General features: G+C 52.2%; 22 protein-coding genes. 15 read left to right on the top strand and 7 right to left on the bottom strand.

Going from position 1 to position 21,819, the window contains the following annotated elements; genetic code table 11:
- Positions 1–90: 90 nt before the first annotated feature.
- Complete coding sequence (locus KNP78_RS07975; protein WP_214753197.1) at positions 91–1,101, bottom strand: site-specific integrase; 1,011 nt, start codon at positions 1,099–1,101, stop codon at positions 91–93.
- Positions 1,102–1,203: 102 nt separating this feature from the next.
- Between KNP78_RS07975 and hflX the strand changes: the two genes are divergently transcribed.
- From hflX to KNP78_RS07950, 5 genes are all read left to right on the top strand, one after another.
- Positions 1,204–2,448: a GTPase HflX gene (gene hflX, locus KNP78_RS07970; RefSeq protein WP_214753199.1), complete on the top strand. Its 1,245-nt coding sequence runs from the start codon at positions 1,204–1,206 to the stop codon at positions 2,446–2,448.
- Between the two features lie 7 nt (positions 2,449–2,455).
- Positions 2,456–3,751 (top strand): methionine gamma-lyase family protein, encoded by a 1,296-nt coding sequence (locus tag KNP78_RS07965; RefSeq protein ID WP_138860295.1) that lies wholly within the window; start codon positions 2,456–2,458, stop codon positions 3,749–3,751.
- Between the two features lie 93 nt (positions 3,752–3,844).
- Positions 3,845–4,243, top strand: a complete 399-nt coding sequence (locus tag KNP78_RS07960) for a MerR family transcriptional regulator (RefSeq protein WP_214797554.1) — start codon at positions 3,845–3,847, stop codon at positions 4,241–4,243.
- A gap of 46 nt (positions 4,244–4,289) precedes the next feature.
- Positions 4,290–5,630: a type I glutamate--ammonia ligase gene (gene glnA, locus KNP78_RS07955; RefSeq protein ID WP_034777799.1), complete on the top strand. Its 1,341-nt coding sequence runs from the start codon at positions 4,290–4,292 to the stop codon at positions 5,628–5,630.
- A 165-nt stretch (positions 5,631–5,795) separates the two neighbouring features.
- Positions 5,796–6,896 carry a DNA alkylation repair protein gene (locus KNP78_RS07950; RefSeq protein ID WP_214797553.1) on the top strand — a complete coding sequence of 367 codons (1,101 nt, stop codon included), beginning with the start codon at positions 5,796–5,798 and terminating at the stop codon, positions 6,894–6,896.
- Between the two features lie 87 nt (positions 6,897–6,983).
- Here the strand turns inward: KNP78_RS07950 and KNP78_RS07945 are convergent, their stop codons facing one another.
- Entirely contained in the window at positions 6,984–7,424 is a 441-nt protein-coding gene (locus tag KNP78_RS07945) for a metal-binding protein (RefSeq protein WP_214797552.1), read from the bottom strand.
- Positions 7,424–8,044, bottom strand: a complete 621-nt coding sequence (gene lexA, locus KNP78_RS07940; protein ID WP_021067589.1) for a transcriptional repressor LexA — start codon at positions 8,042–8,044, stop codon at positions 7,424–7,426. Before lexA ends, KNP78_RS07945 begins: the two co-directional genes overlap by 1 nt.
- A gap of 204 nt (positions 8,045–8,248) precedes the next feature.
- Here lexA and KNP78_RS07935 point away from each other — a divergent pair, with 204 nt between their 5' ends.
- From KNP78_RS07935 to KNP78_RS07905, 7 genes are all read left to right on the top strand, one after another.
- Positions 8,249–8,485 (top strand): hypothetical protein, encoded by a 237-nt coding sequence (locus KNP78_RS07935; protein ID WP_214823578.1) that lies wholly within the window; start codon positions 8,249–8,251, stop codon positions 8,483–8,485.
- 72 nt (positions 8,486–8,557) lie between these two features.
- On the top strand, positions 8,558–9,202 hold the full coding sequence (locus KNP78_RS07930; protein ID WP_138859337.1) for a YneB family resolvase-like protein: 645 nt from the start codon (positions 8,558–8,560) through the stop codon (positions 9,200–9,202).
- Positions 9,203–9,262: 60 nt separating this feature from the next.
- Positions 9,263–9,496, top strand: coding sequence for a DUF896 domain-containing protein (locus tag KNP78_RS07925; RefSeq protein ID WP_034777788.1), 234 nt, complete (start codon positions 9,263–9,265; stop codon positions 9,494–9,496).
- A gap of 199 nt (positions 9,497–9,695) precedes the next feature.
- Complete coding sequence (gene tkt, locus KNP78_RS07920) at positions 9,696–11,687, top strand: transketolase (protein WP_214823577.1); 1,992 nt, start codon at positions 9,696–9,698, stop codon at positions 11,685–11,687.
- Positions 11,688–11,810: 123 nt separating this feature from the next.
- Entirely contained in the window at positions 11,811–12,041 is a 231-nt protein-coding gene (locus tag KNP78_RS07915; RefSeq protein WP_021067584.1) for a YneF family protein, read from the top strand.
- Between the two features lie 129 nt (positions 12,042–12,170).
- On the top strand, positions 12,171–13,925 hold the full coding sequence (locus KNP78_RS07910) for an ABC transporter transmembrane domain-containing protein (RefSeq protein ID WP_214763582.1): 1,755 nt from the start codon (positions 12,171–12,173) through the stop codon (positions 13,923–13,925).
- Complete coding sequence (locus KNP78_RS07905) at positions 13,915–15,678, top strand: ABC transporter ATP-binding protein (protein ID WP_214763194.1); 1,764 nt, start codon at positions 13,915–13,917, stop codon at positions 15,676–15,678. Before KNP78_RS07910 ends, KNP78_RS07905 begins: the two co-directional genes overlap by 11 nt.
- Before the next feature lie 83 nt (positions 15,679–15,761).
- Here the strand turns inward: KNP78_RS07905 and KNP78_RS07900 are convergent, their stop codons facing one another.
- The gene (locus KNP78_RS07900; protein ID WP_034777785.1) at positions 15,762–15,941 is read right to left on the bottom strand and encodes an aspartyl-phosphate phosphatase Spo0E family protein; all 180 of its coding nucleotides are present in this window, start codon (positions 15,939–15,941) and stop codon (positions 15,762–15,764) included.
- A gap of 192 nt (positions 15,942–16,133) precedes the next feature.
- Between KNP78_RS07900 and KNP78_RS07895 the strand changes: the two genes are divergently transcribed.
- The gene (locus KNP78_RS07895) at positions 16,134–16,832 is read left to right on the top strand and encodes a cytochrome c biogenesis CcdA family protein (protein WP_114166290.1); all 699 of its coding nucleotides are present in this window, start codon (positions 16,134–16,136) and stop codon (positions 16,830–16,832) included.
- A gap of 20 nt (positions 16,833–16,852) precedes the next feature.
- Complete coding sequence (locus KNP78_RS07890; protein WP_034779932.1) at positions 16,853–17,305, top strand: CcdC family protein; 453 nt, start codon at positions 16,853–16,855, stop codon at positions 17,303–17,305.
- 34 nt (positions 17,306–17,339) lie between these two features.
- On the opposite strand, the gene KNP78_RS07885 is transcribed toward KNP78_RS07890, so the two are convergent.
- The 3 genes from KNP78_RS07885 to KNP78_RS07875 all read right to left on the bottom strand — a co-directional run bounded on the left by KNP78_RS07885 (position 17,340) and on the right by KNP78_RS07875 (position 19,958).
- Complete coding sequence (locus KNP78_RS07885; protein WP_138859341.1) at positions 17,340–18,902, bottom strand: solute symporter family protein; 1,563 nt, start codon at positions 18,900–18,902, stop codon at positions 17,340–17,342.
- The gene (locus KNP78_RS07880; protein WP_214797550.1) at positions 18,899–19,231 is read right to left on the bottom strand and encodes a DUF485 domain-containing protein; all 333 of its coding nucleotides are present in this window, start codon (positions 19,229–19,231) and stop codon (positions 18,899–18,901) included. Before KNP78_RS07880 ends, KNP78_RS07885 begins: the two co-directional genes overlap by 4 nt.
- Before the next feature lie 295 nt (positions 19,232–19,526).
- The gene (locus KNP78_RS07875; protein ID WP_034777781.1) at positions 19,527–19,958 is read right to left on the bottom strand and encodes a DUF2621 family protein; all 432 of its coding nucleotides are present in this window, start codon (positions 19,956–19,958) and stop codon (positions 19,527–19,529) included.
- Between the two features lie 193 nt (positions 19,959–20,151).
- Here KNP78_RS07875 and KNP78_RS07870 point away from each other — a divergent pair, with 193 nt between their 5' ends.
- A complete protein-coding gene (locus tag KNP78_RS07870) occupies positions 20,152–21,747 on the top strand; it encodes a peptide chain release factor 3 (RefSeq protein WP_034777779.1) in 1,596 nt (531 codons plus the stop codon).
- Positions 21,748–21,819: the final 72 nt, after the last annotated feature.

Genomic DNA, 21,819 nt, shown 5'->3' with positions numbered 1-21,819 from the left:
AAACGGCTTGAGCCCTGTCGAATACAGGTCTCAAGCCGCCTAGGCTGGTTTTCATTATTTGTCCTGTCTACTTGACAGGGAGCACTTCAGTTACAAGGCGGGGTTTTCGTTTGGGATTTGTTCGCCGTAGAGTTCGCTACCGAACTCCGCGTACGCCTGTTCGTAGCGCCGGAGTGATGACTCTTTATGCATACATGTCACATTCATCCGCTCGAGTGACGTCATGTCGGTCGCGTACGTCTTCAAGACGTGGGCGTTCCGGAGCATCGATGGTGTGACCGAGCGGGTGAGACCGCTCCGTTCGTTCAATTGGCGCATCATCTTCGTGATCATGACGATCGTCAACTGTTTCGGCTGGTTCTTCGCATACACCCAGCGGAATGTCATTCGGGCGAAGTCGAACGAGACGAAGACGGGGTCGTCCGAGTACCAGCGCGGACGGACGGGCGTCGGGATGTCGGCCAAGTAGTTCATGAGGAGCGTTTGGTCTTCTTGACTGAGTTTCAACGTGAACCGGTTGCCGAGCCGGTCATAGACGTCGAACTCATGGCTCGCGAGATGCAGGTCGTTCATCCGGAGACGAATGATATGGTGGACCCGGAGACCGTATTTATAGAACAGCGTGACAATCAACTCGTTTCGGTTGACGAGATATGGGTGCGCCTGGAGCTGATTCTCGCTCAGACCGCTTGTTGAGCGGATCGTCCGGACGAGCTTGTTGAACTCGGCAGGCAAGGCGATCTGGTCGACGGTGAGCGTGTGGGCCGGTTGCGCATACGTCAGCATCTTCTTACGGAGCGGGTTCAAGAAGACGGTCAGGCTATTGATGACGGTGACAATCCGGGCGACCGTCGCCTGTTGATATTGCTTCTCCTCGATGAGGAAGTCGTTGACGAACGTCTTCCACGATTCGAGCGGGACGGCGAGCCACGCCTCCGGGGCATCGAGCTCGACGTTATGGTCATGAAAGTATTTGTGCACATCGATCAAATCGTACCGATAGCGTTTCAGCGTCGACGGTTGACGGCCGCTCGCGCCGAGATGGAACAAGTACGCCTCGATATATTCAGGCAATGGATACTCTTTTCTACGTTTCGTCATGGACGTTCCTCCTTCTCCTCATATCGTACCACAAACGGACGTTCTCCATTCGTCGTTTCGTGGTAAGATGGAGGATGAGACTTATAGGAATGAGGGATTTTTATGCAACGAGAGAAAGTCATTATCGTCGGGTGTCAATTACCGACCGTCGACGATTGGACATATGAACAATCGATGGGGGAACTCGTCGAATTGGTCGATACGGCACGAGGTGAGGTCGTCGCCCGTCTCGATCAGAAACGGCAACAAGTCGACCGCCGCACATTCATCGGGAAAGGGAAGGTCGAGGAGCTCGCGGTGCTCATCGAACAGTTCGAGCCGGACATCGTCATCTTCAACGCCGAGCTGTCGCCGGCCCAATCGAAGAATATCCGCATCTCGCTGAACGACCCGGACGAGATGAAACTGATTGACCGGACGCAATTGATTTTAGACATCTTTGCCGGACGGGCCCAATCGAAAGAAGGGAAGCTCCAAGTCGAGCTCGCTCAGATGAACTACCTGCTCCCACGTTTGATCGGACAAGGCACGCAGTTGTCACGTCTCGGTGGCGGAATCGGGACTCGGGGACCGGGTGAGACGAAACTCGAGTCCGACCGTCGTCACATCAAGCGCCGCATCGATGAAATCAAGAAAAATCTCGAAGGCACGGTCGCGCACCGTGACCGTTACCGGGAGCGTCGGAAAGAAAACCGTGTGTTCCAAGTCGCGCTCGTCGGTTACACGAACGCCGGGAAGTCGACAATCTTTAACCGCTTGACGGATGCGGATACGTACGAACAGGACGAACTGTTCGCGACGCTCGACCCGCTCACGCGCGAGCTCGAGTTGCCGCGGGGCGGTAGAGTGTTGATCACGGACACGGTCGGATTCATCCGGGACTTGCCGACGAAACTCGTCGCCGCGTTCCGCTCGACGCTCGAGGAAGTGCTCGGGGCCGACCTCGTCTTGCACGTCATCGACGCATCGAATCCGCATTACATGAACCAAATCGACACGACGAATTCGGTCTTGTCGGAACTCGGGGCGAGTGAGGTACCGCAGCTCGAGGTATACAATAAGAAAGACCGGTTGACCGAAGACTTCGTCGGCGGACCGCTCGTCATCTCGGCGCTCGATTCGACCGATATCGAGACGCTCATCGGCGCGATTGAAGATAAGATTGCGGATGTGTTGACGAAAGTACACGTCGTCTTGCCGGTCCGCTCGTTCGAGCATTACCATCCGGCCAAAGATTCGATGTATCGTCTCGAGGAGAAGTTCCTCGATGACGGTTCGGTCGAACTCGTCGGATATATGAGAGAAGACACGCGTCTATATGCGACGCTGAAACCATTTGAGGTGTGAAACAATGATGTGGCAAGAAAAGATTGCGTACTATGATGAATTGGCCCCGTTCGTGACCGAGGCGGAAGAACGGGTAAAACCATATTTTGAAACGATCGAGGCGACGGCGGAGTTCAACCAATACCGTGTCCTCGAGTCGTTCAAGAAACACAAAGTGTCGGATTTCCATTTCAATCCGACGACCGGGTACGGCTATGACGATATCGGGCGCGACACGCTCGAGTCGATCTACGCCGACGTGTTCGGGGCGGACCTCGCCCTATGCCGTCCGCAAATCATCTCCGGGACACACGCCATCGGGATTGCCTTGTTCGGTGTGTTGTTGCCAGGAGATGAGCTGCTCTATATCACCGGCAAGCCGTACGATACGCTCGAAGAGATCGTCGGGATTCGGGGAGACGGCCGTGGGTCGCTCAAAGAGCTCGGTGTCGGCTACGACACTGTCGAGCTGAAAGAGGACCGAATCGACGTCGAGACCGTCATCGGACGGATTCGTCCTGAGACAAAGCTCGTCGGCATCCAGCGCTCGAAAGGTTACGCCAATCGTCGCAGCATCCCGGTCCAAGAAATCGGTGAGGCGATCAGGAAGATCAAAGCGGCACATCCGCACGTCTTCATCTTCGTCGACAACTGCTACGGCGAGTTCGTCGAGACGATCGAACCGACCCATGTCGGGGCCGATCTCATGGCCGGCTCGCTCATCAAGAACCCGGGTGGCGGCTTGGCGAAGACGGGCGGCTATATCGCCGGGACGAAAGAACTCGTCGAACGCTGTTCGTTCCGCATGACGACGCCAGGCATCGGGAGCGAGGCCGGTCCGTCACTCTACTCGCTTCAAGAGATGTACCAAGGGTTTTACATGGCGCCACATACGGTCGCCCAAGCGTTGAAAGGGGCACACTTGACGGCGAGCCTGCTCGGATTGCTCGGTTTCGAGACCGACCCGCATTATACGACGCCCCGGACCGATTTGATTCAATCGGTGACGTTCCGCGACCGTGACAAGATGATCGCCTTCTGTCAGAGCATCCAAATGGCGTCACCGGTCAATGCCCACGCGTTGCCGGTACCAGCCTATATGCCGGGCTATGAGGATGACGTCATCATGGCGGCCGGGACGTTCATTCAAGGCTCATCGATTGAACTGTCGGCCGATGGACCACTCCGGGCTCCATACACGGCATACGTCCAAGGCGGATTGACTTACGCCCACGTCAAGGTCGCGCTCATGCTCGCCTTGAGCCAATTGCGGACGAAAGAGCTCGTCACATTTGACCGTGACAATATCTCACAGAAGTTGTAACCGAAATGTCATGTTAACTTTCTTAACATCTATTGACAGGTAAGTTGTCATATATTATTCTCACAGTGTGAGACAGAAAAGGAGGAGTAAGAGATGGCCGATCAATTTCGTCGCTCCAACCCGTTGTTTCCGATTGGAATCGTTCAAGATTTGACACAGCTGACAGGTAGACAGATTCGGTACTATGAAGAACAGGGTCTAATTTCGCCTAGTCGGACGGAATCGAAACGACGGCTCTATTCCTTTAATGATGTCGAACGTCTACTCACGATCAAGGATTTTATCGACCAAGGCTTCAACTTGGCGGCGATTCGTCATATGCTCGACAACACGGACGCCAAAGATGCGGAATCACCAAAGCCGCCGGTCGATGAAGCACCGAAGATCTCTGAACAAGAGTTACACAAATTATTGAAAACACAGCTTCAAGAAGCTGGCCGTTTCAATAAGACGTCGCTCATTCAAGGTGAGCTGTCACGTTTTTATCGATGACGCCAGTACACTAACCATTACACAATGTGAGAGGGGACATTTCACCATGGCCAGAAAAACGTTCACGAAAGAAGACATCAAACGCATCGCACAAGAAGAGGACGTACGCTTTATTCGTCTTCAATTCACGGATATCCTCGGTACGATCAAAAACGTCGAGGTACCGATCAGCCAATTGGACAAAGCACTTGATAACAAGATGATGTTCGATGGCTCTTCAATCGAAGGGTTCGTACGCATCGAGGAATCAGACATGAACCTCTATCCAGACCTTGACACATGGGTTGTCTTCCCGTGGACAGACGGCAGCGGTAAAGTCGCTCGCTTGATTTGTGATATTTATACGCCGGACGGCAAACCGTTCAGCGGTGACCCGCGCGGCAATTTGAAGCGTAACCTCGAGCGCATGCAGAAGCTCGGCTTCACAGCGTTCAACGTCGGACCAGAGCCTGAGTTCTTCCTCTTCAAGAAAGACTTGAACGGCCAACCGACACTCGAACTCAACGACCAAGGCGGTTACTTCGACTTGGCACCGGTCGACCTCGGCGAGAACTGCCGTAAAGAGATCGTCATCGAGCTCGAAAACATGGGCTTCGAAATCGAAGCATCACACCACGAAGTCGCACCAGGTCAGCACGAGATCGACTTCAAATACGCAGATGCGGTCACGACGGCCGATAACATCCAAACGTTCAAACTCGTCGTCAAGACGATCGCAGCGAAATACGGTCTTCACGCGACGTTTATGCCGAAGCCACTCTTCGGTGTCAACGGTTCAGGGATGCACGCCAACATGTCGCTCTTCAAAGGTGACACGAACGTCTTCTACGATCCAAACGGCGAAATGGAACTCTCTGACACGGCTCGCGCCTTCACGGCAGGGATTCTCGAGCACGCTCGTGCGTTCACGGCTGTCTGTAACCCGACTGTCAACTCATACAAGCGCCTCGTTCCTGGTTACGAAGCACCTTGCTACGTAGCATGGAGCGCGCGCAACCGTTCACCACTCGTTCGTGTACCAGCGGCCCGTGGCCTCTCGACACGGATCGAAGTACGTTCGGTCGACCCGGCGGCGAACCCGTACCTCGCTTTGGCCACGCTATTGGCTGCAGGTCTTGATGGAATCGAGAAAGAAATGGCGGCTCCGAAGCCGATCGATAGCAACATCTACGTCATGGACAAGCCAGAACGTGTTGCTAACGGGATTGACGACCTTCCGGCTACGCTCTTCGACGCGCTCGAAGTACTCCGTACCGACAAAGTCGTCATGGAATCACTCGGTGAACATATCGGTGAGCACTTCCTCGAGTTGAAAGAAATCGAGTGGGATATGTTCCGTACGCAAGTGACAGAGTGGGAGCGCGATCAGTACATGACGCTCTACTAAGTCGACTAATAAGGGATATTCCCTTTAAAATCAGAGTCCTGAACGAGTCTTCGTATGAAGTGCTCATTCAGGACTCTTTTTCTATAATTCGCTTCAACTAATCAATATAATGAGGGAGAATGTATATCACTATAAATGTAATGGAATGGGATAGGGGGACGAGAAGTGGCAACACCATTAAAAGACGTGTATGATGAGACCTTTTTGTTGGAATTTGGACGACGTATTCAAACCGTGTATCCGTCATTTGACGTACAGGCTTTGATCGCATCAATCATAGATGAATCGTGGGAAGCGTTGGCACTCAAAGGGCGTACTCGACGTATTTCGATAAAACTAGGTCAGTATTTGCCACAGAATTACGAATCAGCTTTGGACGTATTGGTTGAAATTGCAGATGACTGCGTCGGCTTTCCTTATTTGTTTTTCCCGGACTTTGTAGCAGTGTACGGGCAGGCAGAAGGGTATTGGGAACGCTCGATGTCAGCGCTCGAACGCTTCACGCAGACGTCGTCTTCTGAATTCGCCATCAGACCTTTTTTGTTGCGGGATCCAACACGTGTGATGAACCAAATGACAGCTTGGGCAATTCATCCGAACGAACATGTTCGGCGTTTGGCGAGTGAGGGTTGTCGTCCTCGCCTTCCGTGGGCGGAATCGTTACCGATGTTCAAAGAAGACCCAGCTCCAGTGTTGGAGATTTTAGAGTTGTTAAAAGAAGATCCATCATTATATGTGAGAAAAAGTGTCGCTAACAACCTCAACGATATCTCGAAAGATCACCCAGAAGCTGTACTCGCAGTCTCGCGACGATGGCAGGGCGAGCATCCTCATACCGATTGGATCATTAGACACGGATGCCGGACACTGATCAAGTCAGCCCATCCTGACGCGTTAACGATATTCGGTTATACGCAGGAAACAAATTTAACCGTCGACTCATCGATTTCTATACATCCGAACGTGATCCGCATAGGGGAGGCGTGCGAGATTCAGTACGATGTGTCCATTCGTCCAGGGGATGCTGCTTATGTTCGTATCGAATACGCGATTGAGTTTATAAAAGCCAACGGGAAAGCGAGTCGTAAAGCATTCCTGCTAGCGAATAGAACCGTCGCTGGGGGCGCGCGACTTGCAGCGACCAGAGTGCACGACTGGTCAGATTTGACGACCCGTCGGCATTATCCAGGGGAGCATCGTGTCGTCTTGTTGGTAAATGGACGAGAAGTGGCTGAAAATCATGTCATGTTGCATAAAAGTTGTTGAACTTCTATATAATAAACGGTTCAAAAAAGGGCAACCCTGTCTATTTAGACGGGTTGCCCTTTTTGGGTGTGTAGCATAACGATCTGATTAAAACGCACGTTTTAAGAACGTGGACGCATAGTCGAGCGTCGTATGTAGCGTCGTCGCGAAAACGAGTCCGAAGAAGCATGCTGCCCCGTTCAGGTCGAGCCACGATCTGATAGCTTCCTCATACGGCGTGACCGTGAGCAGAAGCGTGAGCGGGAAACCGAGATAGATGACCCGGATCAGATCGCTCAAGAGCGGAAAATGCGAGAATAACGACCGATGGGGCATAATCTTCACATAAGGGAGCCAAAAGCCCCGAAGCGGTCCCCATCGATAATAGGCGTCCGACTTCAAATCGAGATCCGGGGAGAGCCAGAACGTCCCGATGAGGGCGCCAAGCAGGAACACGGTCGGAACATCGATGTCAATAAAAGGCGTGGCAATCGCAAGAGCACCGATTGCCACGAGATTCGTACGGGTATGTGTCTTGCCACTAGCCATTAGTGAATCGTGCGGTATACACCGATGACCTTCCCTAAAATCGACACGTTATCGAAATACATCGCTTCGAGTTCGTCGTTCTCCGGTTGAAGACGCACTTTCGAAGCTTCTTTATAAATCCGCTTCACGGTCGCTTCACCTTCATCCGTCATGGCGACGACAATCTCTCCATTGTCGGCCGTGTTCTGTTGACGGACGAGGACGCGGTCCCCATCCAAGATCCCCGCGTTAATCATCGAGTCTCCTGAGACAGAGAGCATGTAGACGTTGTCGGAACCGACGACGTGAGCCGGGAGCGGGAAGTGTTCTTCCACGTTCTCGATGGCCGTGATCGGCGTACCGGCTGTGACTTTCCCGATGACCGGCACGTACATGACGGCATCGTGGTCTTCGACGACGGACATCTCTTCATCCAAAATCTCGATGGCGCGTGGCTTCGTCTTATCACGTCGAATCAATCCACGCTTCTCAAGACGGTCCAAGTGACCGTGTACAGTCGAGCTCGATGCGAGCCCGACAGCCTCGCCAATTTCGCGGACCGAAGGGGGATACCCTTTCGCCCGGACCTCAGCTTTTATAAAATCAAGAATCTGTTGTTGTCTTGCTGACATTTTTTTCAATGGATTTCACCTCGATTATGTCGAATAACCTGCGAACGCATCCTATTCTTTATGGGTTTAGTTTAACACAAGAACACATGAGCGCACAAACATTCGTTCGTTTTTTCTGCTTGACCGAACAGAAGTTCTTGTTTTATGATGAGAACAGATAAACGAACAGACGTTCTCGAGAACGTGTATTCTTATTCCCAGGAGGCAATGATTATGAGAGACACAATCAATGGAATCATCTTAGTCGGCATGTTGGCACTCGGTATGTTCGTATTTTTCGCGGTCGGAGAGCTTCGCGACAACGAAGCGGTCGTCGTGACCGAACAAAAAGTCGAACACAGTATTGAAGAAGAAGTCGCCTTGAAAGAGGCGGAGACGCTCGAAGCGCACATTCTCGCTGAGCGAGATGATGAAAAAGACGACAAGACGACGTGGTTCGCCGCCGAATAATCGTTTCTGATTGCGAACATCCCTTCATCCTGTGTATCGTAGAGGGCGAATGGAAAGAAAGGAAGTGACGCGATGCGAGTCGTCATTTATTGTCGCGTATCGACGAACAAGTCCACCCAAGAGACGTCGCTCAGTCGTCAGGCGGACGAGTTGAAGCAGATGGCGAGACGTCTTGAGGCTGAGGTTGTCGATGTGATCAGTGAACAAGAGAGCGGGTATGAGGTCAATCGGGCGGGACTGCTCGATCTATTGGAGCACGTCTCGACGTCCGATCTCGATGCCGTGCTCGTGAGCGACGACAGTCGTCTCGGACGGGGAAATGCAAAAATCGCTATCTTGCATACGCTCATGAAACATAACGTGCGCTTGTTGACGATGCAGTCGTCCGATGAATATATCGTCTCCGACGCCGAGAAGATGGTGCTCGAGATCGTCAGTGTCGTCGAAGAGTATCAACGTAAGATCCATAACGCTAAAATTTCACGCGGAATGCGTCGGGCGGTCGCGAACGGATTTAATCCGCATCGGAATATCCAGCACCATGACCAGGGAGGCCGGAGCCGAATCGAAGTTCCGATTGAAGAAATCGTCCAATTGCGTGAACGTGGACTCACGTTCGCTGAAATTGCCGCCACCCTCCGCGGTTTTGGTTATGAGGTATCGAAAGCGACCGTGAACCGGCGCTACTTGGAGCACGTGTCGGTACCAGAAACTTGATTCCTGCTCGTTGATTTTGTACAGTAGAAGGACAAATTCAGTAGAGAGGGGGCGAGCCCGATGCTAGCACCTGAACAATTGGAGCGAATCAATTTCCTCGCCAACAAAGCAAAGACAGATGGTCTGTCACCACAAGAGATGGATGAGCAGCAAGCGCTGCGCCAACAATATTTGCAAGCGTTCCGCCAATCATTCAAATCACAAATGATGGGAATGAAGGTCGTCGATCCGGAAGGAAACGACGTAACGCCAGAAAAATTAAAAGATGAGCAGGAACGTTACCGCTCAGAATGACCATGAATGCACATCCTATTTCATATAGGATGTGCATGTTTGTTATACGCGAACGTTGATCAGGGGGACTCATTGATGCGTTTTCAAACGAAAGGAAGTAAACGATTCCATTTAATGTGTTATACTAATTAATTAGTTGTGACACACGAATGAGTGTGCTAAAATATGACGGGTAGAAACTTTGTTAACAACAGAGAGGATGAAATTAGTGGAAACAACTACTAAAGAATTATTAGCGATTAACTCGATTCGGACACTCTCAATCGATGCGGTCCAAAAAGCGAACTCAGGTCACCCGGGTATGCCGATGGGTGCGGCTCCGATGGCGTTCACACTTTGGACGGACAAAATGCGTCACAACCCGAAAAACCCGAACTGGTTCAACCGTGATCGGTTCGTCCTTTCAGCGGGACACGGTTCGATGCTCTTGTACTCGCTTCTTCACTTATCTGGTTACAATCTCTCAATGGACGACCTCAAATCGTTCCGCCAAATGGATTCGAAAACGCCTGGACATCCAGAGTACCGTCACACGGCAGGTGTCGACGCGACGACTGGACCGCTCGGACAAGGGATCGCCATGGCTGTCGGGATGGCAATGGCAGAGAAACATTTGGAAGCGACGTACAACCGCGATGAGTTCAAAGTGGTTGACCACTTCACATACGCGATTTGCGGAGACGGTGACTTGATGGAAGGCGTATCGGCAGAAGCTGCCTCGCTCGCTGGTCATTTGAAACTCGGCAAACTCGTCGTCCTTTACGATTCAAATGATATCTCGCTTGACGGCGACCTTCACAAATCGTTCTCGGAAAGCGTTGAAGATCGTTTCAACGCCTACGGTTGGCAAGTGATCCGTGTCGAAGATGGTACGGATATCGATACAATCGCGAAAGCGATCGACGAAGCGAAAGCTGAAACGTCGAAACCAACCCTCATCGAAGTGAAGACGGTTATCGGCTTTGGTTCACCGAACAAGTCAGGCAAATCGGCATCACACGGTGCGCCACTCGGCGAAGCTGAAATTGAACTCACGAAGCAGTTCTACAAGTGGGAAGGCGAGAACTTCTACGTACCGAACGAAGTATACGACTTGTTCAACGATAAAGTCGTTGAGCCAGGCGCGAAGCATGAAGCGGACTGGAACGAACTCGTTGAAGCTTACAAGTCAGCACACCCTGAACTTGGTGCCCAGTTCGAACGTGCGATGAACAACGAGCTCCCAGAAGGTTGGGACAGCGAATTGCCGACGTTCGAAATCGGTTCGAAAAAAGCGACTCGTCAAACGAGCGGTGAAGTATTGAACGCGATCGCCAAAGCGGTTCCGACTCTCTTCGGAGGCTCGGCTGACCTCGCTGGTTCGAACAACACGATGATCAAAGGCGCTGCGGACTTCGATGAAGATCCAGCCGGCCGCAACATCTGGTTCGGAGTCCGTGAATTCGCGATGGCAGCAGCCGTCAACGGGATGGCGCTCCACGGTGGGGTCCTCCCATACGGCGCGACGTTCTTCGTCTTCTCGGATTACCTTCGCCCGGCAGTTCGACTTGCTGCGCTCATGGGAATCCCATCAACGTTCGTCTTGACGCACGATTCAATCGCGGTCGGCGAAGATGGCCCGACGCACGAACCGGTCGAGCACTTGATGAGCTTCCGTGCGATGCCAAACTTGTCTGTTCTCCGTCCAGCTGACGGAAAAGAGACGATCGCGGCTTGGAAGCAAGCAATCACGACGAAAACGTCACCATCACTTCTCGTCTTGACGCGTCAAGCGTTGCCAGAGCTCGTTGGTACGTCGATTGAAGACGCAGCTAAAGGTGGCTATGTCGTCGCGGGCAACTCAAGCGAGGCAGACGTCCTCCTTCTCGGTACAGGTTCTGAAGTACACGTCCTCGTCGAAGCACGCGAAGCACTCGCTGCTGAAGGCGTGAACGCGGCTGTCGTTTCGATGCCTTCGTGGGAATTGTTCGAAGCTCAATCGGCAGAATACAAAGAATCGGTCCTTCCGTCGTCCATCACGAAACGTGTCTCGCTCGAAGCGGGCGCGACGCTCGGTTGGTACAAATACGTCGGATTCGGCGGTAAAGTGCTCGGAATCGACAAGTTCGGTGCCTCTGCCCCTGGTGATCTCCTCATGAAAGAATATGGCATGTCGGTCGACAACGTCGTCGCTGCTGTCAAATCACTTTAATCGCTTACTATCAGTGGTGGCCCGGAGTTTTGGGTCACCACTTTTTTTTCAGACGACTAGCGAATTAGCGTAATATAGTGTATAGTAAAAAACGATGTTTCATATGGTAGAGGAGGTTAAGCCTTGAGTACATTATTCTGGATTCTTCTTATCGTGGCAGCACTAATCGGGGGTATTGCGATCGGTTTCTTTATCGCTCGTAAATACATGATGAACTACCTCGAACAGAACCCACCGATCAACGAAGATATGATTCGTACATTGATGATGCAAATGGGTCAAAAGCCGTCACAGAAGAAAGTCAACCAAGTGATGCGCGCCATGAACGTTCAAATGAAGAACGAAAAGAAATAAACTCGATTGACCGAAGCACTTTGCGCCCGCAAAGTGCTTTTTTCATCCAGTTTTTGTTAGACAATCGAACAAACTTTCGCTAATCTAATAGAATAGTCTGAATTCAAGACAACATAGGGGGTGTTTCCAATTCGTGTATTCAAACAACTAGCTTGGTTCTTCAAGCTCGAGTGGCGGACGTATGCGCTCGGCATCGTCTTACTCATGTTCGTCGCGGCGCTCGAACTTATACCGCCGCGCATCATCGGACGAATCGTCGATGAAATCAACCGGGGAACGCTTGGAACAGATTTATTATGGATGTTGCTCGGCGGGCTCGCGGCCGTCGGGATCGGGAACTATGTGGCCCGTTTCTTCTGGCGATACTTCATCTTCGGGGCTTCGATTCGCCTCGGTCGGATGTTGCGGAGTCAGCTCTATCGTCATTTCACCGATTTAGATCAACGGTTTTATAAGAAGTCGCGGGTCGGGGATTTGATGGCCCATGCGACAAACGATGTCCAGGCCGTCTCGACGACGGCGGGTGCGGGGATTTTGACACTCGTCGATAGCATCACCATGGGAACGTTCGTCATCATCACGATGGTGACGACCATCAGTTGGAAGTTGACGGTCGTGGCATTGTTGCCGCTGCCGATCATGGTCGCGTTGACGACGCGATACGGCAAACTCTTACATAATCGGTTCGGGGTCGCCCAAGCGGCGTTCTCTGAACTGAACGATAAAGTCCAAGAGAGCGTCAGCGGTGTCCGGGTGTTGAAGTCGACCGGGGAAGTCGGCCGCGACGTTGACTCGTTCGAGAAGCTATCCGACGAAGTCATGGCGAAAAACGTACGTGTCGCGAAAATCGACGCCTTGTACGACCCGACCATCTTCGGGATTGTAGGCCTCTCGTATATCTTGTCGATTGGTTATGGCGCGTATTTGATTGAACAAGGAGAGCTGACCATCGGACAGATCGTTAGTTTCACCGCCTATCTCGGCTTGCTCACATGGCCGATGCTCGCGTTCGGCTGGCTGTTCAATATCGTCGAACGAGGGCGGGCGTCTTACGACCGGATTGAGCGGATGCTCGCCGTCAAACCTGAGATTCAGGATGATCCGATGGCGGCGACGAAACTCGCCCATTCGGAGATTGAAGCGGATATTCGTGCGTTCCGTTATGACGAGACGCCCGTCCTGCAAGACGTCACATTCCGCCTCGAACGCGGACGGACGCTCGGACTCGTCGGCCGTACCGGTTCTGGTAAGACGACGATTGTACGCTTGTTGACACGAGAGTATGACGTACATGATGGGACGATCAAAATCGGTGGTGTCAACATTCGCCAAGTGAAAAAATCACTCCTGCTCGATAAAGTTGCCGTCGTCCCGCAAGATCATTTCTTGTTCAGCGATTCGATTGCGAACAATATCGCATTCGGCAAACCGGAAGCGAAACTCGACGAAATCATGGAGGTGGCAAAAATCGCCGAGGTTCATGATGACATCATGCGGCTGCCGGAAGGATACGCCACGCTCGTCGGGGAACGAGGTGTGACGTTGTCGGGTGGTCAGAAGCAACGGATTTCAATCGCACGTGCCCTCATGATTGAGGCGGACGTGTTGATCCTCGACGATGCCCTCTCGGCTGTCGATGCGAAGACGGAGGAGGCGATCATCGAGCATTTCCGGACCGGGAACCCTGACCAGTCCCGCTTGATCGTGGCGCATCGACTGTCTGCGGTCGAGCATGCCGACGAAATTCTCGTCCTTGAGGACGGTCGAATCATCCAACGCGGGCGTCATCAGGACTTGATTCGCGAGCCCGGTTGGTACAAAGACACGTACGATCGCCAACAACTCGAGGCGATTGTCGAAGGAGGTGGCCACCATGAAGCATGACGTTCAGGAATGGGCGGTCATTAAACGCCTATTGGCCTACACGAACCGCTACGCACGTCCGCTCGTACTCGCTTTTGTGTTCTTGCTGCTCGCCACCGGCGCAAAACTCGCAGGACCGTTCTTAATCAAAGTGTTCATCGATGAGTTCGTGACGCCTGGCGTCTATCCGACAAACTGGGTCGTCACCTTGCTCGTTGTTTATTTGGTCTTGCATGTGTCGGCGATCATCTTCGACTACTTGCAGTCGATCTCGTTCCAAAAGATTGCCTTAAAGATCGTGCAAAACATCCGGATGGATATCTTCCGTCACGTGATGGGGATGCGGCTCGCCTACTTTGACCGAACTCCGGCGGGAGTGCTTGTCTCTCGAATCACGAACGACACCGAGGCCGTCAAGGAACTGTACGTCGGGGTAATGAGCACGTTCGTACAGTCAGCGGTTCAATTGGTCGGGACGTACGTGTTCCTTTATATCCTCGAACCGACGCTCGCGACGATGGGGCTCGTCCTTGTTCCGCTGTTCTGGCTCATCATCTGGGCGTATCGCCGCTATTCGACAAAATATTTTGCCCAAGTGCGTGACTTGTTGTCACAACTGAACGGGCAATTGAATGAATCGATCAACGGGATGGGAATCGTTCAACAGTTCCGACAAGAAGAGCGGCTCGTCCGCCAGTTCGAAGAAACGAACAAGGCCCACCAAGAGGCACGCTATCGAAACTTGAAGCTCGACAGCATGTTGCTGCGACCGATCATCGAGCTGTTGCTCGCCTTCTCCATCATTGGACTGCTCGGCTATTACGGCGTCTTGTCGACGACCGAGCAAGTGCAGGTCGGGGTCGTCTATGCCTTCATCAGCTACATCGAGCGCATCTTCCGTCCGGTGCTCGACATCATGCAACGCTTGAGCGAGTTTCAACAGGCGGTCGTCTCGGCGGACCGTGTCTTCAAAGTCTTGGACACGGATGAACCGGCTCCAGGAAAGAGTCTTGCCGGTCCTGCCGAAATCGGCTCCGGGGAAGTCCGGTTCGAGAACGTCACGTTCAGCTACGATGGGGAAGTCGATGTATTGAAACAGATATCATTCGTCGCCAAACCAGGCGAGACGGTCGCCCTCGTCGGTCACACGGGTAGCGGAAAGAGTTCAATCATCAACCTGTTGACCCGGTTCTATCCGTATCAATCAGGCCAAATCACGATCGACGGGTATCCGATCGAGCAGTTCGAGGAAGCCGAGCTCCGAGCCAAAGTCGGGCTTGTGCTCCAAGATCCATTTTTGTTCACAGGGACGATCGAGGATAACTTGAAACTGTTCAATCCGACGATCGACTCGGACAAAGTCCGGGAAGCGGCCGAGTTCGTGCAAGCTCATACGTTCGTCGAGAAGCTTGAGGCCGGTTACGGACATACGGTCGGTGAGCGCGGCGCGACATTCTCGAGCGGGGAACGGCAACTGCTCGCCTTCGCCCGGACGGTCGCCCGTGACCCGAAGATTTTGATTTTAGATGAGGCGACGAGTTCGATTGACACCGAGACCGAGGAGCGTGTCCAGCTCGCCCTCGATCGGATGAGACGGGGACGGACGACGATTGCCATCGCTCACCGTCTGTCGACGATTCAAGATGCCGACTTGATTCTCGTCCTTCATCGGGGTGAGATCGTCGAACGAGGTAACCATCAGGCGCTTTTAAAACAGGATGGGCTGTACAAAAAGATGTACGAACTTCAATCTGGCCAACGTCTGATGTCATAAATTACAAAAAAGACACCGTCAAGGTGTCTTTTTTCCATGGAAAAAGCCCGCCACTTCAAGGAAGGACGGGCCGTTTGGTTCGATTAATTTATGTGGTCTGAAGCGTGTATGGCTAGGACGTGACGTGTAATCAGCTTGTCCAATTCTTGGCTGACATGAATCACTTCTGGAGACGTCCAACTGTGCTGCGAGGCGATTTCATACAGTTCATCGCGTTTCTGTTCAATGGCATAATGTAAGTTTTCAGCTGTGATGACCGCCACGGTGTTTCCCCCATCGTTGTAAGATCGATACTGACTAATAAGAATATCCAAATCTTAGCATCTAACACTACCGTTTACAAGTTTCATTTCCATTTCAAAGATTACAAATTCAATCATGTAAGGTGCTCGGAAAAAGATGCGAGCATTTTGAAAAGGTTTTCGCTATAATGGGGCTGAAAGGTGGAAGATCGCATGGAAGTCACACTTTGGCTCGCATTTGGGGCGGGCGTCTTATCATTTTTATCGCCGTGCACGCTACCGTTGTATCCAGTCTTTTTATCGTATATCACTGGGGTCTCAGTCTCTGATTTAAAGAGCGAGGGACTGCGACAACGCACGGCCTGGTTTCACACGTTCTCATTCTTGATTGGTTTCTCGATCGTCTTCCTCGTGCTCGGTCTGTCGACCTCGCTCATTGCCGACGTATTCATTCAATATAAGGATAGTTTGCGCATGTTCGGTGCCATCCTCATCTTCGTATTCGGCGTCTTTTTGGCGGGACTTTGGCAACCTAGTTTCATGATGCGCGAGAAAAAGCTCGCTTTAGGGGAGCGTAAAAGCGGCTACTTTGGAACGGCATTGATTGGAATTGGATTCGCGGCGGGATGGACCCCGTGTACCGGACCGATTCTTGCCGGTGTCATCGCGCTCGCGGCCTCGAACCCGAGTCAAGGGATGGGCTATATGTTGGCGTACGTCATCGGCTTCGCCATCCCATTCCTCATCATGGCGAGATTTGTCGGGAAAATCAAATACTTGGCGCGCAACAGTGCCAAGGTGGCAAAATTCGGAGGTTATTTGATGATGGCCTTCGGCGTCGTATTATATTTTGATGGCATGAATCGCTTCGCTGCTTGGATGAGCGAATTAGTAGGATTCACCGGATTTTAAAAGGGGTTGACCGAATGTCGATATTTTGGGGATCGACCCTCGTCGCACTAATGATGGGCCTGATTGCGAGCTTCGTTCGCGTCAAAGCATCAGCACGTCCGACGAATGCTAAAAAGATCTTGATTCCGCCCTTGGCGATGTCGACCGGAATGTTGCAATTTCTCGTCCCGGCGTTTCGATTGACTTGGCTCGAGGTCGGAGAAGCTTTAATCGTCGGATTGATTTTCAGCGTATTTCTCATCAAGACATCGAACTTCGAGAAACGTGATGGTGAGGTGTACTTATCCCGCTCGAAAGCGTTCTTTATCGTCGTCTTCGTCTTATTGGCGATTCGGACGGTCATGAAGGCGTTTCTCGGAGACGAAGTCAATATTTTCGCGACGGGCGGACTGTTCTATTTGATTGCCTGGGGCATGATCGTCCCATGGCGCATCGCCATGTACCAAAAATATAAACAAATCGCTTCAACATGAACGGCGTCCCTCGCGAGGGACGCCGTTTTGTCGATTATGAAGATTTTTTCGTCATGGCAGCTTCCGTCTCGGCATCGATCCCGGTGTTCGCTTTGACGAGGATGCGTTCGAAGTTTCCGGCGACTTCGTCCGACTTCGTCACGTACGTCCCGACGATGGCGGCCAGGAAGCCGAGCGGGATCGAGACGATTCCCGGGTTCGTGAGCGGGAATAACGCCTCACCGATAAAGATTGCCGAGCCATCCGGTGCCCACACGTTCGGGCTGATGGCGACGAGGAAAAGCGACGAGAATAATCCGACGACCATGCCGAACACGGCTCCGTCCGTATTGAACCGTCTCCAATAAATCGTGAACAAAATGACCGGCAAGTTCGCGCTGGCAGCGACAGCGAATGCGAGAGAGACGAGAAATGCGACGTTCATCGATTGGGCGAAGAAGGCGAGTCCCATCGAGACGAGTGCGACCGCGATTGAAGCGATCCGGGCCGCTGTGACTTGTTCTTTTTCGGTCGCTTCGCCCTTCCGGATGAAATGACCATAAAAGTCGTGGGCGAACGCCGAGGCCGCCGATAAGACGAGTCCTGCGACGACGGCAAGAATCGTGGCGAAGGCGATGGCGGCCACGAAAGCGAACAATAAGTCACCGCCGAGCACTTGGGCGAGGAGAGGCGCGGCCATGTTCCCGGCCGGGTTGGCGGCGACGATGGCGTCCGATCCGACGAACGCGGCGGCCCCAAATCCGAGGAAGATCGTCAGTATGTAGAACGCACCGATGACCCATGTCGCATAGACGACGGATTGTCGTGCCGTCGGTGCATCCTTGACCGTGAAGAAGCGGATGAGAATGTGCGGTAGACCGGCCGTCCCAAGGACGAGTGCCAAATTGAGTGAAATCGTATCGAGCGGGAGCTTGAACTTGTTGCCAGGGTTCAAGAAGCTCTCCCCGAGCGGTGTCGCCTTACTGACCTCGGAAAACATGGTGAAGACGGAGAAGTCAAAGCGGGCGAACACGAGGAATGAAATGATGGCGGTCCCGATCATCAACAAGACGGCTTTTGTGATCTGTACCCATGATGTCGCGGTCATCCCCCCGAAAACGACATAGACGGTCATTAAGATTCCGACGACGATGACGCTCGTCGTGTAGGGGATGCCGAGCAAGAGCTCGATGAGTGCCCCGGCGCCGACGAGTTGGGCGATCATATAAAAGATGGAGATGACGATAGCATTCATGGCGGCAACCCCTCGCACGCGCGGCTTGTTGAAGCGTGCCGCAATCATATCGGCCATCGTATACTTTCCAAGGTTACGGAGCGGCTCGGCGACCAAATATAGGACGACGAGGTAGGCAACGAGGAAACCAATCGAGTAAAAGAACCCATCGAACCCGGCGAGGGCAATCATCCCGGCAATCCCGAGGAATGAAGCGGCCGACATATAATCACCGGCGATGGCCAGACCATTTTGGAATCCGGTCAAACCACCGTCGGCCGTATAAAAGTCGCTTGCGGTCTTTGTCTTTTGGGCGGCGAAAAATGTGATGACGAGCGTGAGTCCAACAATCGCGACGAATAGAAGAATAGCTGTCCAGTTCATCGTCCCTCCTCCTCTTGTTTGATGGCTGCGACGAGCTCGTCGAAGCGGCGGGCCCGGCGGCTATACATGACACAAAACGTCCAGGTCATGAAGAATTGAGCGAAGGCGAGCACCCAGGCCCAAGTGATCTCACCGGCGACAGCGATGTTCAAGAACGTGAAGTAGCTCGTGGAGATTGGTAACGTAAAATAAAAGATGAGTGAGAAGATGATGGATGGAACAATGAACCGGTTCTTTTCTTGCATCAACTTGTGGAATGAAGGGCTCTCGACGATTGTTTCGGCGGAGCGAGTGCTGTCAGTTTGCGTGACGTGCGTGACATCATGCATCGGAAAACCTCCTTTTGGAATCAAGATACGTACATTATAGAAATGTAAATAAAGGAAAAGCTATCCATTTTTATTGCTAAAACCCATGCATGTTATACTAATATTGGTCATACCACTTTATTGTAATCGTTTTTAATATTGTCTATATTATGAACGGTATTTAAGAATAATTAATCCGTCCAAAAAAGGTACTTTGGACTTAGTATTCGTATGGCACAATTTCCGTTTCGTATAACTTAGTTGAACTGGTGAAGACAAAAAAAGATGCCAAGCCCAAGGCCGGCATCTCGTTTCATCATTGTTGGAAATAATGTTGATACATTTTCCAGTCGATTTGTTCTTCTTCAAGCGCCTTTTTTAAAAATTTATGGTCCCGTTTCGGTGTCGCGGCGATATAGCCTTTGACGACGAGCTCGGTCGTCATTTCACGGGCCCGCGTCTCGAGAGCGAACTGTCCGATTTTGCCCGCAATCTTTCGGATGGCGACGTCGCGGAACAGCTCCGGTACCGGTGTGACGAGACGATCAAGCAATGTACGCGTCTCCGGTGTCCATAAGTGGCGTGTCTTGTCGATGTAATCATCCTCGATGTCGAGGAGTGAGCGCCCGTCTTCTTTCGGCATTCGTTTTAAAAATTTGCGGAACATGAAGTAGCCGCCGATCGACATCAATCCGATCATCACGAATCCCCAGAAGACAATGAAATACATCACCAAGTTTTCTGGCATCGTCTTTCCCCCGTTCTGTCATTTCACGATCATTCAAGCTAAGTATACAAAAAAGGGGGGAGATACAAAAGCTACAGCTATCCGTTCCTTACTATAAAGATGGACGAAACGCGTGGGCTTCGTTAGAATAGATAGCGTTGCAATGAGCAAGAGCCAGTGTAAATCGTAATGTTCAGAAAGGAAAGAGCCATACATGAACCAATTAAAACAAGAAGTTGAGAAGCGGCGTATTTTCGGCATCATCTCGCACCCGGATGCCGGTAAGACGACGCTCACCGAGAAATTGCTCCTTCACGGGGGAGCCATCCGTGAAGCGGGGACGGTCAAAGCCCGCAAAAACTCTAAACACGCCAAATCTGACTGGATGGAGATCGAGAAACAACGTGGAATCTCGGTCACGTCATCGGTCATGCAGTTCGTCTATCAAGACAAGGTCGTCTCGATCATGGACACACCAGGACACAACGATTTCGGGGAAGATACGTATCGCGTCTTGACGTCGGTCGACAGTGCCGTCATGGTCATCGATGCGGCCAAAGGGATTGAGACGCAGACGAAGAAATTGTTCCAAGTCTGTCGGATGCGCGGGATTCCGATTTTCACGTTCATGAACAAGCTTGACCGCCAAGCGAAAGATCCGCTCGAGCTCATGGAAGAACTTGAAGAAGTGCTCGGCATGCCTTCGGTCGCCGTGACTTGGCCGATCGGGAGCGGAATGCAGTTCGAAGGGGTATACGATCGCTTAAAAAACGAAGTGCACTTGTTCCGTGGTGACAAAGCGACGCTCACGTTGAACGAGGATGGGGTCAATGATCCAATCCTCGCCGATCACTTGACGGAAGAGAACTTGACGAACCTTCGAGATGAAATCGATCTTCTCGACGGTGCCGGCAATGAAATCGACGTCGATGCAATCCAGCACGGGAAATTGACGCCGGTCTTCTTCGGGACGGCGCTCGTCGACTTCGGGGTGACGTCATTCTTGAATCACTACCTTGATATGTCACCGGCGCCTGAGGCACGTAAGTCGAACGTCGGTCCAATCGACCCGACGTCAGAGGACTTCAGCGGCTTCGTCTTCAAGATTCAAGCGAACATGAACCCGGCCCACCGCGACCGCATCGCTTTCGTTCGCATCTGTTCGGGCGTCTTTGAGCGCGGCATGGACGTCACGCTCACACGGACGGGCAAAAAGATCAAGTTGAGCCAGTCGACACAGCTCATGGCCAACGACCGGGAGACGGTCGACAAGGCGTTCGCTGGAGACGTGATCGGGATTTATGATTCGGGCACGTATCAAATCGGTGATACGATCACGACATCGAAACAAAAAATCGCGTTCGAGGCGTTGCCGACGTTCCCACCAGAACTCTTTATGCGCGTCTCGCCGGTCAACTCGCTCAAGTCGAAACATTTCCACAAAGGTGTCGAGCAGCTCGCCCAAGAAGGAGCCATCCAAGTGTACCGTAACGAGTATAACGAGATTTATCTCGGTGCGGTCGGTCAACTCCAATTCGAAGTGTTCGAGTATCGCTTGAACAATGAGTACGGCGTCGACATCCGCATGGAGCCGGTCTCATACAGCGTCGCCCGTTGGGTGAAGGACAAGGAATTGAAGGCGCTCAAGCCGTTCCAGGACTCACGCAACATGCTCGTGACGGACCGCTGGGAGCGTCCCGTGTTCTTGTTCGCCAACGAGTTCACGTTCGATCGCTTCAAAGAACGGTATGAAGATGAGCTCACGCTCGTCGACGCCCTCGACGTCAACGTCGAGATCGGCGCAGAATAATGGATGGACGGCTCTTCATAGGGCCGTCTTTTTTTGTTTCAGTGACTTGGTTGATTTTGATAAGTTTTACTT

Origin of the sequence: Exiguobacterium sp. s28, assembly GCF_018618135.1 — a bacterium.
Classification (GTDB): domain Bacteria; phylum Bacillota; class Bacilli; order Exiguobacteriales; family Exiguobacteriaceae; genus Exiguobacterium; species Exiguobacterium mexicanum_A.
Note: the sequence above shows the minus strand (reverse complement) of the source record. Positions and strands in the feature narration are given on the sequence as shown.